This window comes from Enterococcus sp. UD-01, assembly GCF_044909655.1.
In the GTDB taxonomy this organism is placed as follows: domain Bacteria; phylum Bacillota; class Bacilli; order Lactobacillales; family Enterococcaceae; genus Enterococcus_L.
On record NZ_JBIYEU010000001.1, the window covers coordinates 375,300 to 392,569 of the forward strand.

Genomic DNA, 17,270 nt, shown 5'->3' on the forward strand with positions numbered 1-17,270 from the left:
AATTATTACAAGTTTCATTAAAATTTAAGCATCGCATTGAATGTAAAAAACCGCATGCAGGCTAAACTACATGTCGGTTTTTTGGTCTTTTCTTCAATTTTACAGCATATCAAACAAGGATAATTGATTTTCATCCGGTAAATCTTTCAACACGCCATTTTCATTCATGTATTCAATTAAAGTTTTGGATACTTTTCCACGGTTGGCTAAATCTTCTTTAGACAAGAACGGTTCTTCTCTTGCTTCCACAATTGATTTGGCCACATTGAGCCCCAAGCTTGGAACTGCCCGGAATGGCGCAATTAAGGTATCGCCCTCAATCACAAAGTTTTCAGCATCAGATTTGTATAAATCGATCATGCCAAATTTAAAGCCGCGTTCAAGCATTTCATTCGCCAACTCTAAAACAGTCAATAGGTTCTTTTCTTTCGTAGAAGCTTCCAGTCCTTTATCCTGAATTTCCTTCATACGTGCTTTGACCGCTTCTTTGCCTTGCGACATCGCAACTAAATCAAAATCATCCGCCCGTACTGAAAAGTAGGCACAGTAATAAAGAATAGGAAAATACACTTTAAAATAAGCAACGCGTAAAGCCATTAATACATAGGCTGCCGCATGGGCTTTCGGGAACATATATTTAATTTTCGAACAGGAATCAATGTACCAGTCAGGAACATTATTTTCCTTCATCGCTGTCAAATACGTATCCCGCAACTCATCCGGAATTTTGTTCCACTGTCCTTTACGTACGGTTTCCATAATTTTAAAGGCCATACCGCTGTCAAGTCCGGCATGAATTAAATAAACCATGATATCATCCCGACAACCAATTACTTCTGCCAGATTGGCTTCTCCTCTGCGAATCAGCTCTTCGGCATTTCCCAGCCAAACATCGGTTCCGTGAGAAAGTCCGGAAATCTGCAGCAACTCTGCAAACGTTGACGGATGGGTTTCTTCAAGCATGCCCCGGACAAACCGCGTTCCGAATTCAGGAATTCCAAGCGTTCCTGTTTTCGAATAAATCTGCTCAGGTGTTACCCCTAAGACTTCCGGTCCTGCAAAAATCCGCATCATTTCTGGATCATCGGTAGGAATTGTTTTCGGATCAATACCGGAAAGATCCTGCAGCATCCGAATCACAGTGGGATCATCGTGTCCCAGAATATCTAGTTTTAAAATATTATCGTGAATGGAATGGAAATCAAAGTGAGTGGTTTTCCATTCTGCATTTTGATCATCGGCTGGATATTGAATTGGTGTGAAATCATAAACATCCATATAATCAGGAATAACAATGATCCCGCCCGGGTGCTGACCTGTAGTTCTTTTAACTCCAGTAGATCCCTTGGCCAAACGATCGACCTCCGCACCGCGAAAATGCAAATTATGATCCCGCTCATAGCCTTTAACAAAGCCGTAAGCCGTTTTGTCCGCAACAGTACCGATTGTACCCGCCCGATAAACGTATTCTTCACCAAACAGCACTTTCGTGTAGTTGTGCGCTTCCGCTTGATAATCTCCGGAAAAGTTCAAGTCAATATCGGGTACTTTATCTCCATGGAAGCCAAGGAAGGTTTCAAACGGAATATCATGCCCGTCTTTGAATAAACGTTGCCCGCAGTTCGGACAATTTTTTTCCGGCATATCAAAACCAGAACCATAAGAACCATCCTCGAAGAATTCCGAGTACTGGCAATTCGTACAATGATAATGTGGTGCCAGTGGATTGACCTCTGTAATTCCGGTCATCGTTGCCACAAAGCTAGATCCGACGGAACCACGTGAACCTACCAGATAACCGTCCTCCATACTCTTGTGTACTAGTTTTTGCGAAATTAAGTAAATAACCGAAAAGCCGTTACCAATAATACTGTCTAGCTCTTTTTTCAACCGTTTTTCCACAATCTCCGGCAGTGGATCCCCATATAATTCTTTTGCTCTCGTGTAGCTAAGATTTCGAATCTCATCTTCTGAACCGGGAATTTTAGGTGTATAAAGATCATCTTTAACTGGTGTGATTTCTTCACACAGATCGGCAATCGCATTTGTATTTTCAACAACAATTCGATGCGCCACTTCTTCACCCAAAAATTGAAAGGCTGTCAGCATTTCGTCCGTTGTTCTAAAGTGAACATCCGGCAGGCTATGACGATTTAGCGGATTCGCTCCGCCCATTGACCCGATAAGAATCTTACGATATACACTATCTACTTCATTTAAATAATGAACATTACCAGTAGCGACGACCGGTTTACCTAACTCATCACCAATTTTGACTAAATTAGCAATAATCTCTTCTAAATCAGCTTCACTTTTAACTAATTCTTGTTCAAGTAACGGTGCATAAACAGCCTTAGGCATAACTTCGATATAATCATAAAACTTCGCTCGATTTTTTGCCTCTTCAACCCCTTTTTGCATCATTGCTTCAAAGATTTCACCATTGGAGCAGGCTGAACCGATAATCAACCCTTCTCTTAGCTTATTTAGCTGAGAACGCGGAATACGCGGAATTCTGAAAAAGTAATTCACATTGGACATGGAAATCAGCTTAAACAGATTTTTCAAGCCGGCCTGTGTTGTTGCCAAAATGGTTGCGTGAAAAGGACGCGCTCTTTTGTAGGAATCCCCTTCACCAATGTGCATGTTTAACTCATCGTGATAAATCATTCCGTGATTTTCTTTGGCGTCCTTCAAAAAGATCCAGCACAAGTGTCCTGTAGATTCTGAATCGTAAATCGCCCGGTGATGCTGTTCTAAATTAACGCCGAATTTTTTAGACAACGTATTTAAACGATGGCTTTTAAAGGTTGGATGCAAATATCTGGAGAGCTCCAATGTATCAATAACCGGATTTTCAGCCTCTGGAATCCCGTATTTTCCGTAGCTGGTATTCAAGAACCCCATATCAAAAGAGGCATTGTGGGCTACTAGAATAGTCCCTTCGGAAAATTCGCGGAACAAGCGCAAAACCTCTTCCTCTGACTTGGAACCACGAACCATTTCATCAGTAATTCCAGTCAAATTAATCGTCGTCTGCGAAAGAGGATGACCGGGATCAATGAATTGTTCAAAGGTATCGATAATATTTCCTTTGTGCATTTTTACAGCGGCTAATTCGATAATTGTATCATAAACAGCTGATAAACCGGTCGTTTCCACGTCAAACACAACATACGTTGCATCACTTAACTCAACGTGAGCCTCATTGTAAGCTATCGGCACTCCATCATCAACCACATTGGCTTCAACACCGTATAAGATTTTCACACCGGCCTTTTTACCAGCACTATGGGCATCCGGAAAAGCTTGGGCACCGCCGTGATCAGTAATCGCAATCGCTTTATGCCCCCATTTACCTGCTTGAGCAACTAAATCGCCAATGTTGTTGGTTGCATCCATTGTGCTCATGTTGCTGTGTAAATGCAGTTCTACGCGTTTGTCGCCTTCTGGTGCATAATCTTTACGCGGTGCGTGTTTAACTTCCATTAAGTCCTGACAATTCATAACTAAGTCACGCATAAAAGTATCTTCTTGAATACTACCGCGCACACGCACCCACATATTTTTTTGAATCGCATCAAAAATTTGTTCATCTTTTTCCCCATTGGAGAATTTTTTTACGATAAATGAAGACGTGTAATCCGTGATTTTTAAGATTAAAATTTTTCGTTTAGAACGTAATTCTCGCACTTCTACATCGAAGACAAAGCCCTCAATCGTCACGCGACGTTCTTCTTCTAAAATATTGCCCATCGGCATGATCGGTTCATCATTAGGAATATTTCTACCTAAACGGATCGGCCCTTCAAGTGCAGGGGCCTGCTGTTGCTTTTCCTTTTTCTTTTGTTCATGCTTAATTAACGATTCCGCTGCCTGTTGTTGAAACGCAGCATCTTGTTCCTGTTTCCGTTCTTCAAATAACTCAAGCACACGTTTGGCCTGTTGCTCATCCATTTTCGGTTCAATATGGAATTTTTGAAAACCATATTGTACATATAATTCTTCTACAATCGGTAGATACTGCTGCTTCAAATAAGGAATCACGGCTTCATTATCCACCGGCAAAATAATTTTTTTGTCTTCGATAATCGGTGTTTGGCTTTTCATTACGCGCTGAACAAGCGGTGTGTCGCATTGGCTGTTCAACAAAGCCAGTTGCCAATAATCTGTCAGCTGCTCTGCTGTAAATTCATTACGACTTGCATTGATTCTTACCGACACACCAGCAATATGCTGAAAAGAAAGTTCTAACTGCTGCATAAATGAGCGATAAAGCATCACAGGTAAAATCTCATTAAAGCCTAGATGAAACTCCCATAAGCGACTTTGCTGATGAACAATTACTTTATCGATTCTGCCTGTATGAATCAACGGATGCTGCCGTTCTTCTTCATTCAATTGAATTTGATCGACTAACTTTGCAAATAAATCTTGTGCTTTTTCTGTCACTCAAAGAACCTCCTAAAACGAATTGCTCTCATATCCTTTTTTGTCTCAAGCCAGTCAGAAAAGGATGATTGCATATGTACTACAAACCCTGCATCTATTTTATGGTATATACCGACAAACAGTACACACAAATTTGATAAGAAAGAGGCCCTTAGACATTTCTGCCAAGTGCCTCGCCACTATCAAGTATACTATTTTTTCCTATGAAAAACAATGTTCAGAAAAACAAGAAAGAAGTGTTCAACTCCCAGACCCCAGAGAAGGTATAACTTTCTTGCTTTACTGTTTCAATCATTTATTAGGTTTTAAGCGTGGAAAATGATTTTCCCCACGCTCCTATTACAGACAGCTTTTAATTTTGTTCAGCATTCAAAAGAATGTTCAATGTACTTTCTAACTCTTCTTTGCGGACTTCTACCATCTCACCCGTCCGTTTGATTTTTACTTCGACAACACCATCCACTGCTTTTTTACCTACAGTGATTCGCACCGGACAACCGATTAAATCTGCATCAGCGAATTTAACACCTGCTCGCTCATTACGATCATCCACCAAAACTTCATAGCCAGAGGCAGCCATCATTTCATCCACTTCTTGCGCAAGCTTTGTTTGATACTCATCTTTAACATTCATTTGAACAATGTGCAAATCAAATGGCGCAATACCGGTCGGCCAGTTAATGCCGTTTTCATCCGCATTTTGTTCCACAATTGCAGACAGCAGACGACTAACGCCGATACCATAACAGCCCATAATCACATGCTTTTCACGACCATTTTCATCCAGTACGGTTGCACCCATTGCTTCACTGTAACGAGTACCGAGCTTGAAGATATGTCCAATTTCAATTCCTTTGGTAAATTCAAGAACGCCATTGCCGTCTGGTGATAGATCGCCTTCTTGAACAAAACGAAAGTCTTCGTAGCTGATTGGGGTGAAATCTCTGCCTGGATTTACATTCGTCAAATGATAGCCTGTTTCATTAGCCCCAGTAATCGCATTGGCTAAATCTTGAACATAGCGATCAGCGTATAGCTTCACTTCTTCTGATAAGCCAACGGGACCCACAGAACCAAAATCTGCATTTAAATATTGGCGCGCATCTTCATCTGTTGCTTCTTCTAAGAAATCTACACCTAAGAAGTTTTTCAATTTCACGTCATTTACTTCATGGTCACCGCGAACCAATACAAGCACTGGTTCACCATCTGCCATAAACAAAACAGACTTAATAATTTTACTTGATTCTACTTCAAAAAACTTAGCAACTTGTTCAATCGACGTCACATCAGGTGTCGCTATTTTTTCAATAGCCAGCTGTGTTTCATGCGATTTTTTCGGCGTATATAAACTGGTCGCCATTTCTAAGTTGGCTGCATAATCTCCTTCAGTTGAAAAACAAATAGTATCTTCGCCAATTTCTGAAATCGCCATAAATTCTTTTGAATCCTTACCACCCATAGCGCCGCCGTCACCGATAATTGCACGGAAGTTTAAGCCGCAACGTTCAAAAATCGCAGTGTAGGCTTTTTCATAATCACGATACGCTTCATCCAGACTTTCTTCACTTGCATGGAAAGAATAACCGTCCTTCATGATGAATTCTCGTCCTCTTAACAGACCAAAACGCGGACGTTTTTCGTCACGATATTTGGTTTGAATCTGATAAAGGTTTAACGGTAAACGTTTGTATGAATTGATTTCATCACGAATCAATTCAGTAAAGGTTTCTTCATGAGTTGGGCCCAATAAGTAATCACGATCGTTGCGATCTTTTAAGCGGTAAAGATTTGGCCCGTAGGTTTCATAACGACCAGATTCTTTCCAAAGTTCAGCTGGTAATAAGGCTGGCATCAGCATTTCCACTGCGTCAATTTTGGCAAATTCTTCACGCATAATTTGTTTTAACTTGCCTAGCACACGATTAGCCAAAGGCAAATAAGAATAAATACCCGCAGAAACCTGGCGAATATACCCGGCTCTTAATAACATCTGATGACTTAAAACCTCTGCATCATTTGGAACTTCACGTAACGTAGGGATTAACATTTTTGACTGTTTCATTAGAACTCTCCTTTGTTTGAACGAATACCATTACTCCTCAAGTCATTCGCCAAAAGTACATTATAATTATTTATTTAAAAGAAAAAACGTTGAATATCATTCCAAGTAACTAACACCATTAATACCATAATGAACCCAAACCCGACTAGTGTTAGTATTCCTTCTTTTTCTTGGCTTAAAGGTTTTCCTCTTACTCCTTCTAAAATATTTAAAATAATTTTGCCCCCATCCAGTGCTGGAATCGGCAACAGGTTGATAATACCTAAGTTTACAGATAACATAGCCATCATTGCGATAACGGTACCCACACCTGCTTTTGACGCTTCCGCAGATAATTGGAACATCATTACCGGACCACCCAATTTATTCAAACTAAAGCCGGTAATTAATGATTTTAATGCTTTAAAAATCTGCATGGAGCCACTAACTGTCTGTTGAAATCCGCCAGCCAACTTATCCATAAAGCCGGTCTTCTTTGGCGGAGTAATGCCAATTAAGCCAATCTCTTTGCCGCCGGATTCTTCTGCCTTCGGAGTGATATCAACTTCTTTGGTCTTACCATCTGATTCAACCAATAAATTTAATTCCTGATTGGGACTGGCCTGAATGATTTCCGTAAAGTCCTCCCAGTCTGAAACCTTTTTACCATCAATGGACAAAATTTTGTCGTTCGGCTTTAAACTCGCCTCTTCAGCAGGACTGTTTGCCTGAACTTCACCAATCAAATTCGTATTCGTATAAGCCACGCCGCCTTGCATAAAGACATAAATTGTGAATAAGACAAAAGCCAAAATAAAATTATTCATAGGCCCGGCAAAGTTGGTCAACATCCGCTGCCAAAGCTTTGCTGACTGAAACTGAACATCAAGCGGTGCAATCCGTACTTCAGTACCATCTTGTTCAATAATAGTCGCATCGTGGTTTACACGATAGGTAATCTCTGTTGTTTCGTCACCATTTACATAGCCTTTGATGAATAATTCTTTCTCTAGATCGGCTTCAAGCATTTCCAACGGAATACTATTCGTAAGCTGAACCTTCTTGCTTGTATTAATTTTTACAACTTCTTCTTGTTCATTCAGTTCAACAGATAACGGCATTCCCGGAACCAGCTCTGTTTCATCCTCACCCATTCCTGCCATCCGTACATAGCCGCCAATCGGCAACATGCGGATAGTATATGCAGTACCATCTTTTCCTTGATGAGCAAAGATTTTTGGTCCCATACCAATGGCAAATTCGCGTACTAAAATACCTGATCTTTTAGCAAAAAAGAAATGTCCGAATTCATGCACCAGTACAAGAACGCCAAAGACGATAATAAATGTTATGATAGTTTTCATATACGACCTTCTTTCTTAATCCATCCTTCTACGATTGCTCTCGTTTTTTTATCAATTATCAATACTTCTTCAAAAGTAACTTCTGTTGTTTCATTGTATTGTTCAACAGCTCTTTTGACAAGCTGTTCGATCTGCAAATAGGAAATCTTCCCTTCAATAAAAGCATTTGCCGCAATTTCATTCGCTGCATTATAGACTGTAGGGTACGCACCGCCTTTTCTGCCAACCGTATAGGCAAGCGCCAGCATTGGAAACCGCTCAAAATTCATTTTTTCAAAGTGCAGCTTAGCAATCTCTGTAAGATCAAACACTTTTTCATTTTTAATCGGTAAACGTTTAGGATAGGTCAGCGCATACTGAATCGGTTCGCGCATATCACTTGGTCCCAACTGTGCCAAATAAGCGCCGTCTTTTAAAACAATCATTGAATGAACAATGCTTTCTTTATGTAAAACAACTTTTATTTTATCATAATCTGTACCAAATAACCAATGTGCTTCTATGACTTCTAACCCTTTATTCATCATTGTCGATGAATCAATAGTAATTTTTTTACCCATTGACCAATTAGGGTGTTTTAAAGCCTGTGCTAAAGTAACAGTTTTTAGTTCCTCACGTGATAAGTCTCTAAAGCTGCCGCCAGAAGCTGTAATCACTAATTCTTTTAAATTTTGCTTTTCTCCTTGGAGACATTGGAAAATTGCTGAATGTTCACTATCGACAGGTAAAATCTGAACGTTATGCTTTTTCGCTTTTTCCATCACCCATTTTCCGGCCATGACTAAGGTTTCTTTATTGGCTAAAGCAATATCTTTTCCTGCTTCAATCGCAGCCATTGTCGGAAGTAAGCCCACACTGCCGGTTACGGCGGTTAGTACGACTTCTGCCTCTTTCAACGTTGCCGCTTCCACTAACCCTGTTTCTCCTACCCCAAAACAAATATCAGGAAATAATTCCGCCAGCTGTTCTTTGATTGCTTCTGTACCTACTCCTACATATTGCGGCTTCAATAACTTAATCAAAGCAGTTCCTTGCTCAACATTTTCGTGAAATGTTAAAGAAACAATGCTGAACAATTCTGGATGAGCCAATACTACATCTACTGTGCTTGTACCAATAGACCCGGTAGCACCAAGTAATGCGATTTTTTTCATAGTAAAAAGAAAAACTCTGAGACATTCAGAGTTTTTCACCTTCCCTTCTTGAATTAGAAATTAAAATAACCCGAATAAATGCATAATTGGAAAGACAAACAACAAGCTGTCAAAACGATCTAAAATACCGCCATGTCCTGGCAAAATATTTCCTGAATCTTTTACATCGTAATGACGTTTGATCGAAGATTCCACCAAATCGCCGAATTGGCCGACAATTGAAAACACTACAGTTAAAATCAACATAACAGGCAGATTATAAACAAACAACTCTTTGTTTGGATTTACCAGTAAAAAGATCAAAGCGACCACAACCGCAGATAAAATACCGCCTAATGAGCCTTCAATTGTTTTATTTGGTGAAACATCCGGCATTAATTTTCGTTTTCCAAAACGCTTTCCGATAAAATAAGCACCAATATCTGTTGCCCAAACTACAAATAATGCATACAGTAAAACAACAAAGCCTGCCTGTCTGGCTGTCACAAAATTTTGAAATCCTACTCCCACATATAAACTGGCAATAACTGGAAAACCAGCTTGAGAAATAGTATACATATTTTTTGAAGCAACTAAACCACCCAATAAAATCATCACAGTTAGATAAAAGAGAATAAAATTATCTGCTTTTTCGGGCAAAAAGAAAAACCAGCGTTCTTTCGGCAAAACTAAAAAGATTGTACCTAAAGCAGCTAGAACGCCTTCGAAGCTGGCTAATTCCAACCCTTTCATTTTGAATAATTCATACACACCAACTACGGCTAAAACCGCAGCAGCTAATTCAATGACAAAATTGCCATACCAAATGATGGGAATAAAAACCACCAAAGCTACAGCTGCTGTAATGACGCGCTGTTTCATTTTAACTCCTCCTCAGTTTCTTCCTTCAAACCGCCAAAACGACGCGTTCGATTTTGAAAAGATGCGATAGCCGTTTCCAAGAGTTTGTCATTAAAATCCGGCCAAAAGGCATCTGTAAAAAACAATTCACTATATGCAATCTGCCACAATAAAAAGTTGCTGATTCGTTCTTCGCCGCTTGTACGAATTAATAATTCAGGATCTCTTAACTCCTCTGGTAAAAAGCCTGTCATTAAGTGCTCTGAGATTGTTTTTTCATCAATCTCAGCTGGCTCTATCAGTCCTTGTTGACTTTTTGCAGCAATGGCTTTTACGGCCGTAATGATTTCCGCTCTTGCACCATAATTTAAAGCAAAATTTAAAACCATTCCTGTATTGTCCTTGGTTTGCTCAATTGCTCGTTCCACCGCGTCCTGTGTGTGTGCTGGCAGGAACTCCTTGTAGCCCATCACTTGCACTTTGACATTTTCTTTAATCAGCTCCGGTACAAACGTATCAAAAAAATCAACCGGCAACTGCATTAAAAAGCTGACTTCGTCTGACGGACGCTTCCAGTTTTCTGTCGAAAACGCATATAAAGTTAACACCTTGATTCCTAATTTACTTGCATGTTTGGTGATTTTCTTTACTGTATTCATTCCCTCTTTGTGACCAGCAATTCTCGGCAACCGGCGATTCTGCGCCCAGCGCCCATTCCCGTCCATAATAACTGCCACATGTTTAGGGATTGGTCCTTCGGTATTAAATGTAAACGTTGTTTCTTCTTGTACGTATTTATTTTTTTGCGGAAAAAAACGTAACATACATTTTCCCTCCAATCCAAAAATCTGACTAGACTATTATAGCAATATCTTGTGAAAAAGCCTATGCAAATGAAAAACTTTTCGAGATTATTTAATAAATTCCTCAATAAAAGAGTAAAATTTTCCAATTCTAGTCTAGATTGACTTTTTTAGCACGCAAAAGTTCGGGCATCAAAGTATAATTATTCATAGTATACTTCAATACCCGAAAACACGTCCATTCAAAGAACAGGAGTACTCACTCTGTTTCTTCTTCTGTTTTCTTATCTGCTTGTATATTTCCTTTACTCACACCAATTTGGATAATAGAATTAATCGGAATAAATTCATTATAGCTGCTCATTTGAACCACTGTTCCTTTAGTGACAGAAGAATCGACATAATGTACCTCGTACGTAATATTTGCACCTTTCGCTTGATATTCATCAAAAAAGATTTTTGGCAGATCACCTTCCAACGTATTGTTACGAAGATCTTTGATAAAAGGCTTTCCAATCGAGTATACTACCTGAATTGCTGGTTTTGCATCTTTTTCAGAAAATTTCTTGCCAACTTCAATAGATTGGCTAATAAAACGTCCATAAGGTACAACATCACTGAATGATTGTTTGATCTGAACCTGAAATCCGCCGGCTTTGCCTTCCGCTTCATCTGATGTGAACTGAGAAAAATCAGGGACTACAATTGCTTTACCAGCTGAAATCACCACAGTCAGCGTTTCTTTTTTAGCAACTTTTGTTCCTTTGCTAATACTCTGAGAAATCACCTTACCGTTTTCAACACTGTCCGAATCTGACTCTTCAACTTTTAAGCTGATCTCATTTTTTTTCGTCCATTCATTAACTTCCTCTTTCGTCTTGTTGGCGAAATCAGGCATAGAAATATCTTTTTCAAAGACTTCCTTTCCTTTGGAGAAGTACAGCTTGGCTTTATCTTTTCGTTTATAGTCTTCAGGTTTCACATCTTTCGTTGTCATTTCGAATTTAATGAAATCTCCAGTATTGATTGATTCACTATATTCTTCTATGATCGCAAGATTATCTGCTTTATGTTCTTTAATCCATAGCTTAGCTTCGTCAAGAGATAATTCTTTAAACACAGGCAGCGAAAGTGATTCCTCCGGATCCGGTCCTAAACTTGCATCTACAGTAAGTTGACTGCCTTTTTTTATTTTTCTATTTTTAACGCTTTGATGAATAATACTATTAACGTCTTTGTCAAAATCATATTTTTGCTTTACTTCAAGTTTTACGTTATTTTCAGACGTCCATTCCCTCACTTCTGAAAGCTCTTTTGCTTCAAAATTTGGAACCATAACATGTGTTAATTGATAATAAATTAAAAAAATTGTTATACTTAAAACAATGAGACCTAAGGCTATCAATATATATTTCTTTTTTTGCTTGTTTTTAAATGTAGGATCTGTTTCGGTCATTTCCTCAGGATTTTGTTCTGACACAGCGGCTTCGACAGAACTAGAATCATGTTGCGCAGTTTTTATTAAACTGCGTTTTTTCTTGACGGGACGTTTCGTGTAAATCAACTCTTTTTCATTAACTGCTGAATGCTTTGTAGCATGAGTAGTGTTCCGCTCATAATCATTCTCAGGAGAATTTATAGGTCCCATTTCCATCTTTTCTGGTTGAGGCTCAGTAGCTTCAGCAGATGCCGTTGACTCTGCTTCCTTTTGATCGATCTTTTTCTGACGTGTATGTTTATAGTTTTCGCCGCTAAAATTTGATAAAAAATCACTCATATTTTTTTAACACACCTTTTTTCAGGTAATAGGTTTCATCTGATTGACTAGCTATATCATTAGAATGTGTTACAACGATCACACATTTGTTGTGAACTTCAGCCAGATTTCGAAAAATATCGACTATTTCCTGTTCCATTCCTTCATCCAAATTACCGGTGGGTTCATCTGCCAAAATAACCTCAACATTTGTAGAAAGTGCACGCGCAATAGCGACACGCTGCTGTTCTCCACCTGAAAGCTGATTCACTAAACGATCTGCCTTTTCGTGAGTGATTCCGATGTAATCTAAAAGATTATAGGCTACTTCTCGTTGATTCGGCGGTAATTGATTATCAGTAATCGACATAGCGACTAATACATTTTCTAAAGCAGTCAAATATGGCACTAAATTATAGCTTTGAAAAATAATACTTACTGCATCGCGGCGATACTTTTCATACCCAATCGTTTTTATATCTTGCCCATTTAACAAAACCTGTCCTTCATTTGGTGTATCGAGCGCACTGATTAGAGACAGAAAAGTCGTTTTGCCTGAACCAGACTGACCTAATATTGTATAAAATTTCCCGCGCTCAAATGAAACAGTTGTATTTTTCAATATAAAGCGACGTTGATCGCCGTCTTGATAATAATAACTTAAGCCTTTTGCTTCTAAAATTGCCATAAGCTCACTAATCCTTTCTTACATCATAATTTTCTTTGGATTTAAACGTACAATATAAAGCAATGGTAAAACAGCAGAAAGCAAAACAGTTGCCAAGCCTACTACCAAATACGAGATAATATAAGCAATAGAAAATTTCACTTCATAAGCATTGAGAATATCATCTGTTGTCAGATCTGCGTTGTTCAAAATGCCACCATTAATCAAAAAATTGTCCATTTGTCCGCCAGCAGTAGCCAAAAAGTCACTATTTAACAGCGATTCCGAAACGATTTTTCCTAAAAAGTTTCCTGTTATCAAAGATAATATTAGCGCGATACCGCTAATCAACAGCAACTCAAGAATAATTTGCCCCATGACATGTCCGCGTTTGTCCCCTAAAGAAAGATAAATTCCCAATTCATGTTTTCGATCCCGCATAAATAGTAGAACAACCAGCGAAATAATTAGTAAAGCAGCAATCACAGCAATCCAGACGACATATCCAGAAATTTTGGCCATCTTATTCATACTTCCGCCAATCTTATCATATTGGTCCGTTGACGCAATTACTTTATAAGCCTCTGGCAAAAGCGGCTGCGTTTCTTGTTTAAAGGCTTCCACATCATCAGGATTTTTCAAAACGTACACAGGGGTGTAATATTCTTCATCCTCATAACCTTCGTACATCGAACTGTCTGAAGCTGTTTTTTTCATTTGTTCACTATAATTTTTATTAATCTCTACTACAGCCTTATTAGGTAAATAAACCGTATTCAACTGTTCCATTGACAAAAATTGTTGATCTGTCGTTGGCTTCTTTTTGTCTTTTTCATCTTTCACTTCTACCGACATAGGTTCAAAAATACCGATAATTTTGATTGGTATGTCTGTTTTGAATAGTTCTTTTTCTCCATTTTCTGTATAATCCAATCCTCGAGAATCCATAATCATTTGATCTCCAACAGACAACCCGTTTTCATCAGCGACTTTCTTTGAAATTAAGCCTACATTTTTACCTGAATCTATTTCCTCTTGAGTAAATGTACTACCTGAAACTAGTTTGATTTTCTTTTCTTCAATGTCCAAAATCTTAGAATAATTTGTTCCTTTTAATGAAAAGCCTTCTGTTCCAACAAAATTTTCTGAGTCCTCTGAATTCATTGTAACAGCTTTCAAATCCTTTGTTTGTACCCAACTCATTGTGTTATAGTCATAATATTTAAGATAAGGAGATTTGCCGATTTTTTTGATTAATTCAACTTTTAGTTGCTCTGGAACAAAATCTTCTTGTTCCAATAAATCCTGATTATTTTCATAATCAATCTCAATAGTAGCTAAGCCACCTAATTGCTTTTTTACATTTTTTTCGACGTTTTGTGTCGATTGTTGAATGGCAATAGCACCAGCAATTACATTTCCTAATACAAAAATAACCGCAAATAAAATCAGGGACTTTCCTTTTTTTCTAGTTACACTGTACAGCGCTCTTTTTATAAAATTCACTTCATCATCTCCTTTGAAGCTGTAGTTAAAATCATTATTCCATAACAATATGTAATAAACAAGGCTTTTTTTGTATTTTGTTTTTGTCTTCTTTTAATTGGTTTATTTTATCTTTTTCTTCTTTCTCGCAACAGTAAAAAAAGTAGATTTCTACGAAGGTAAGTCGTAAAAATCTACTTTTTTTATTTTATACTTCTAATAGTTCTTTTTCTTTTTCAGCAGTGATATCGTCAATATTTTTCACGCTGTCATCAGTTAATTTTTGAGCTTCTTTTTCAAGTGTACGTAATTCGTCTTCAGTGATTTCATTGTTTTTTTGTTGTTTTTTCAAATCGTCAATGGCATCTCTACGAATATTACGAACAGCGATTTTAGCATTTTCTGCTGCTTTTTTCACATCTTTCGCCAATTCTTTCCGACGTTCTTCGGTTAGTTGCGGAATCACTAAACGAATTACTGTTCCGTCGTTGGTTGGGCTAATGCCGATGTCGCTTGCCTGAATCGCTTTTTCAATATCTTCTAATGAATTTTTATCAAACGGAGTGATCATTAATACACGTGCTTCCGGAATATTAATTCCAGCTAATTGATTGATTGGTGTTGGTGCTCCGTAGTAATCGACTTGAATCCGATCCAAAAGACTGGCATTCGCACGACCAGCGCGAATTTGGCCTAATTCACGAACTAAACTTTGTTCTGCTTTTCCCATTTTTTCTTTTGCTGTTTGCAAGATTGCATTCATGTTTTATTTCCCCCTTACGGTTGTTCCGATATTTTCGCCAAGACATGCCCGACGAATATTACCTGTTTCGTTTAAATTAAATACAACTAATGGAATATCGTTGTCCATACTTAATGAGCTTGCGGTTGAATCCATTACTTGCAAGCCTTTTGAAATCACTTCTAAATGTGTTAGTTCTTCAAATTTCACAGCGTTGGCATCCAATTTTGGATCTGCTGAATACACACCATCAACGTTGTTTTTAGCCATGAGAATAACATCTGCATTTACTTCAGCTGCACGTAAAGCTGCGGTTGTGTCAGTTGAGAAATAAGGATTACCAGTACCGCCGGCAAAGATCACGATCCGTCCTTTTTCTAAATGACGTTCTGCACGACGACGGATGTACGGCTCTGCGATTTGACGCATTTCAATGGATGTTTGAACTCTTGTTGGCACACCAAGATTTTCCAGCGTATCCTGCAGTGCCAATGCATTCATCACAGTCGCCAGCATGCCCATATAATCAGCTTGAGCACGTTCCATGCCCATTTGCGCACCGATTTGACCGCGCCAGATATTGCCGCCACCGACTACAATAGCCATTTCAATACCAAGTTCATGAACTTCTTTAATTTCTTGTACAATATCCTTGATAACAGGAGGTTTAATTCCGAATCCTTCTTCTCCAGCTAAAGCTTCACCACTTAACTTTAATACAACACGTTGATACTTAGGTTTTACCATGTTTGATTTCCCTCCACCATTTCTCTATGAATATTCTAACACATTCCCGGTATTATTTCTTTTAATTCCTAAAAAAAGGGAGCGCATTGACATGCGTTCCCAACTGTTTCAGAACAAGAAACAGATTTATTTTTTAATTTGGCTCATTACTTCATCCGCAAAGTTGTCTTCACGTTTTTCGATTCCTTCGCCAACTTCAAAGCGAGTGAATGATTTAACAGTTGCACCTTTAGAAGCAACATATTTTTCAACTGTCATATCTGGATCTTTAACGAATGGTTGATCCACTAATGAGATTTCAGCTTTAAATTTGTTCAAACGGCCAACGACCATTTTTTCAACGATGTTTGCAGGTTTGCCTTCATTTAATGCTTGTTCAGAAAGAATTGCTTTTTCATGATCTAATTCTTCTTGAGGAATTTGAGATTCGTTTACATAACGAGGGTTAATTGCTGCTACGTGCATTGCTACGTCTTTAGCAACTTCTTCGTCAGTTGTGCCATCTAAAACAGCTAATACCGCGATGCGGCCGCCCATGTGTAAGTAAGCACCAAAAGCAGCATTATCTGCTTTTTCAACTACTTCAAAACGACGGAAGCTGATTTTTTCACCGATAACAGTTGTTGCTTCAACTAACTCAGACTCGATTGTTCCTTTGTCCGTTTTGATTGCTAAGGCTTCTTCCATTGATGCTGGTTTGTTTTTAGCAATTTCAGTAGCAATTTTTTTCACTAATTCTTGGAACATTTCGTTTTTAGAAACGAAGTCAGTTTCAGAGTTTACTTCTACGATTGCTGCAAAATTCCCATCTGTTGCAACATTTGCTAATCCTTCAGCAGCAACACGATCATTTTTCTTAGCTGCTTTAGCCATTCCTTTTTCACGTAAATAATCAACAGCTGCTTCAATATTACCTTCGACTTCTACTAATGCTCTTTTGGCATCCATCATACCGACACCAGTCATATCGCGTAATTCTTTAACTAATTTTGCTGAAATATTCGCCATTTTTAGTTCCTCCTAATTTTTAAAGCTGAACAGGCTCGTTTAACACTGACAGAAAAATAGGAAAATAAGATTGTGACGCTTTTTGTCACGAGATTATTTTATCTTTTTTCCGAAGTGTTAGCCTGAGAAGCTAAACAGTTTCTGTATTCATTCGTTTTAAAAAAGCTATCTCAAAGGAGAATCAGGCTTTTTCGCCTAGCCTTCGAGA

12 protein-coding genes are annotated in these 17,270 nt (G+C 38.4%); all 12 read right to left on the reverse strand.

All coding sequences use genetic code 11. From position 1 onward, the window contains the following. Window positions 1-99: 99 nt before the first annotated feature. The 12 genes from ABH902_RS01865 to tsf all read right to left on the reverse strand — a co-directional run bounded on the left by ABH902_RS01865 (window position 100) and on the right by tsf (window position 17,062). A complete protein-coding gene (locus ABH902_RS01865; RefSeq protein ID WP_404588828.1) occupies window positions 100-4,452 on the reverse strand; it encodes a PolC-type DNA polymerase III in 4,353 nt (1,450 codons plus the stop codon). Between the two features lie 352 nt (window positions 4,453-4,804). Further along, entirely contained in the window at window positions 4,805-6,517 is a 1,713-nt protein-coding gene (locus ABH902_RS01870) for a proline--tRNA ligase (protein ID WP_404588829.1), read from the reverse strand. 74 nt (window positions 6,518-6,591) lie between these two features. Next, window positions 6,592-7,860 carry an RIP metalloprotease RseP gene (gene rseP, locus ABH902_RS01875; RefSeq protein ID WP_404588830.1) on the reverse strand — a complete coding sequence of 423 codons (1,269 nt, stop codon included), beginning with the start codon at window positions 7,858-7,860 and terminating at the stop codon, window positions 6,592-6,594. Then, window positions 7,857-9,014, reverse strand: a complete 1,158-nt coding sequence (locus ABH902_RS01880) for a 1-deoxy-D-xylulose-5-phosphate reductoisomerase (protein ID WP_404588831.1) — start codon at window positions 9,012-9,014, stop codon at window positions 7,857-7,859. The genes rseP and ABH902_RS01880 overlap by 4 nt, the downstream gene beginning before the upstream one ends. Window positions 9,015-9,074: 60 nt before the next feature. After that, complete coding sequence (locus ABH902_RS01885; protein ID WP_404588832.1) at window positions 9,075-9,875, reverse strand: phosphatidate cytidylyltransferase; 801 nt, start codon at window positions 9,873-9,875, stop codon at window positions 9,075-9,077. Next, window positions 9,872-10,678, reverse strand: a complete 807-nt coding sequence (locus ABH902_RS01890) for an isoprenyl transferase (protein WP_404588833.1) — start codon at window positions 10,676-10,678, stop codon at window positions 9,872-9,874. The genes ABH902_RS01885 and ABH902_RS01890 overlap by 4 nt, the downstream gene beginning before the upstream one ends. 238 nt (window positions 10,679-10,916) lie before the next feature. Beyond that, window positions 10,917-12,434 carry a PASTA domain-containing protein gene (locus ABH902_RS01895; protein ID WP_404588834.1) on the reverse strand — a complete coding sequence of 506 codons (1,518 nt, stop codon included), beginning with the start codon at window positions 12,432-12,434 and terminating at the stop codon, window positions 10,917-10,919. Next, window positions 12,427-13,101: an ABC transporter ATP-binding protein gene (locus ABH902_RS01900; protein ID WP_404588835.1), complete on the reverse strand. Its 675-nt coding sequence runs from the start codon at window positions 13,099-13,101 to the stop codon at window positions 12,427-12,429. The genes ABH902_RS01895 and ABH902_RS01900 overlap by 8 nt, the downstream gene beginning before the upstream one ends. A gap of 18 nt (window positions 13,102-13,119) precedes the next feature. Beyond that, complete coding sequence (locus ABH902_RS01905) at window positions 13,120-14,586, reverse strand: ABC transporter permease (protein ID WP_404588836.1); 1,467 nt, start codon at window positions 14,584-14,586, stop codon at window positions 13,120-13,122. A 187-nt stretch (window positions 14,587-14,773) separates the two neighbouring features. Next, entirely contained in the window at window positions 14,774-15,328 is a 555-nt protein-coding gene (frr, locus tag ABH902_RS01910; RefSeq protein ID WP_404588837.1) for a ribosome recycling factor, read from the reverse strand. A gap of 3 nt (window positions 15,329-15,331) precedes the next feature. Next, window positions 15,332-16,054 (reverse strand): UMP kinase, encoded by a 723-nt coding sequence (pyrH, locus tag ABH902_RS01915; RefSeq protein WP_154775510.1) that lies wholly within the window; start codon window positions 16,052-16,054, stop codon window positions 15,332-15,334. Window positions 16,055-16,180: 126 nt separating this feature from the next. Then, window positions 16,181-17,062 (reverse strand): translation elongation factor Ts, encoded by an 882-nt coding sequence (gene tsf / locus ABH902_RS01920; protein ID WP_404588838.1) that lies wholly within the window; start codon window positions 17,060-17,062, stop codon window positions 16,181-16,183. Window positions 17,063-17,270 lie beyond the last annotated feature (208 nt).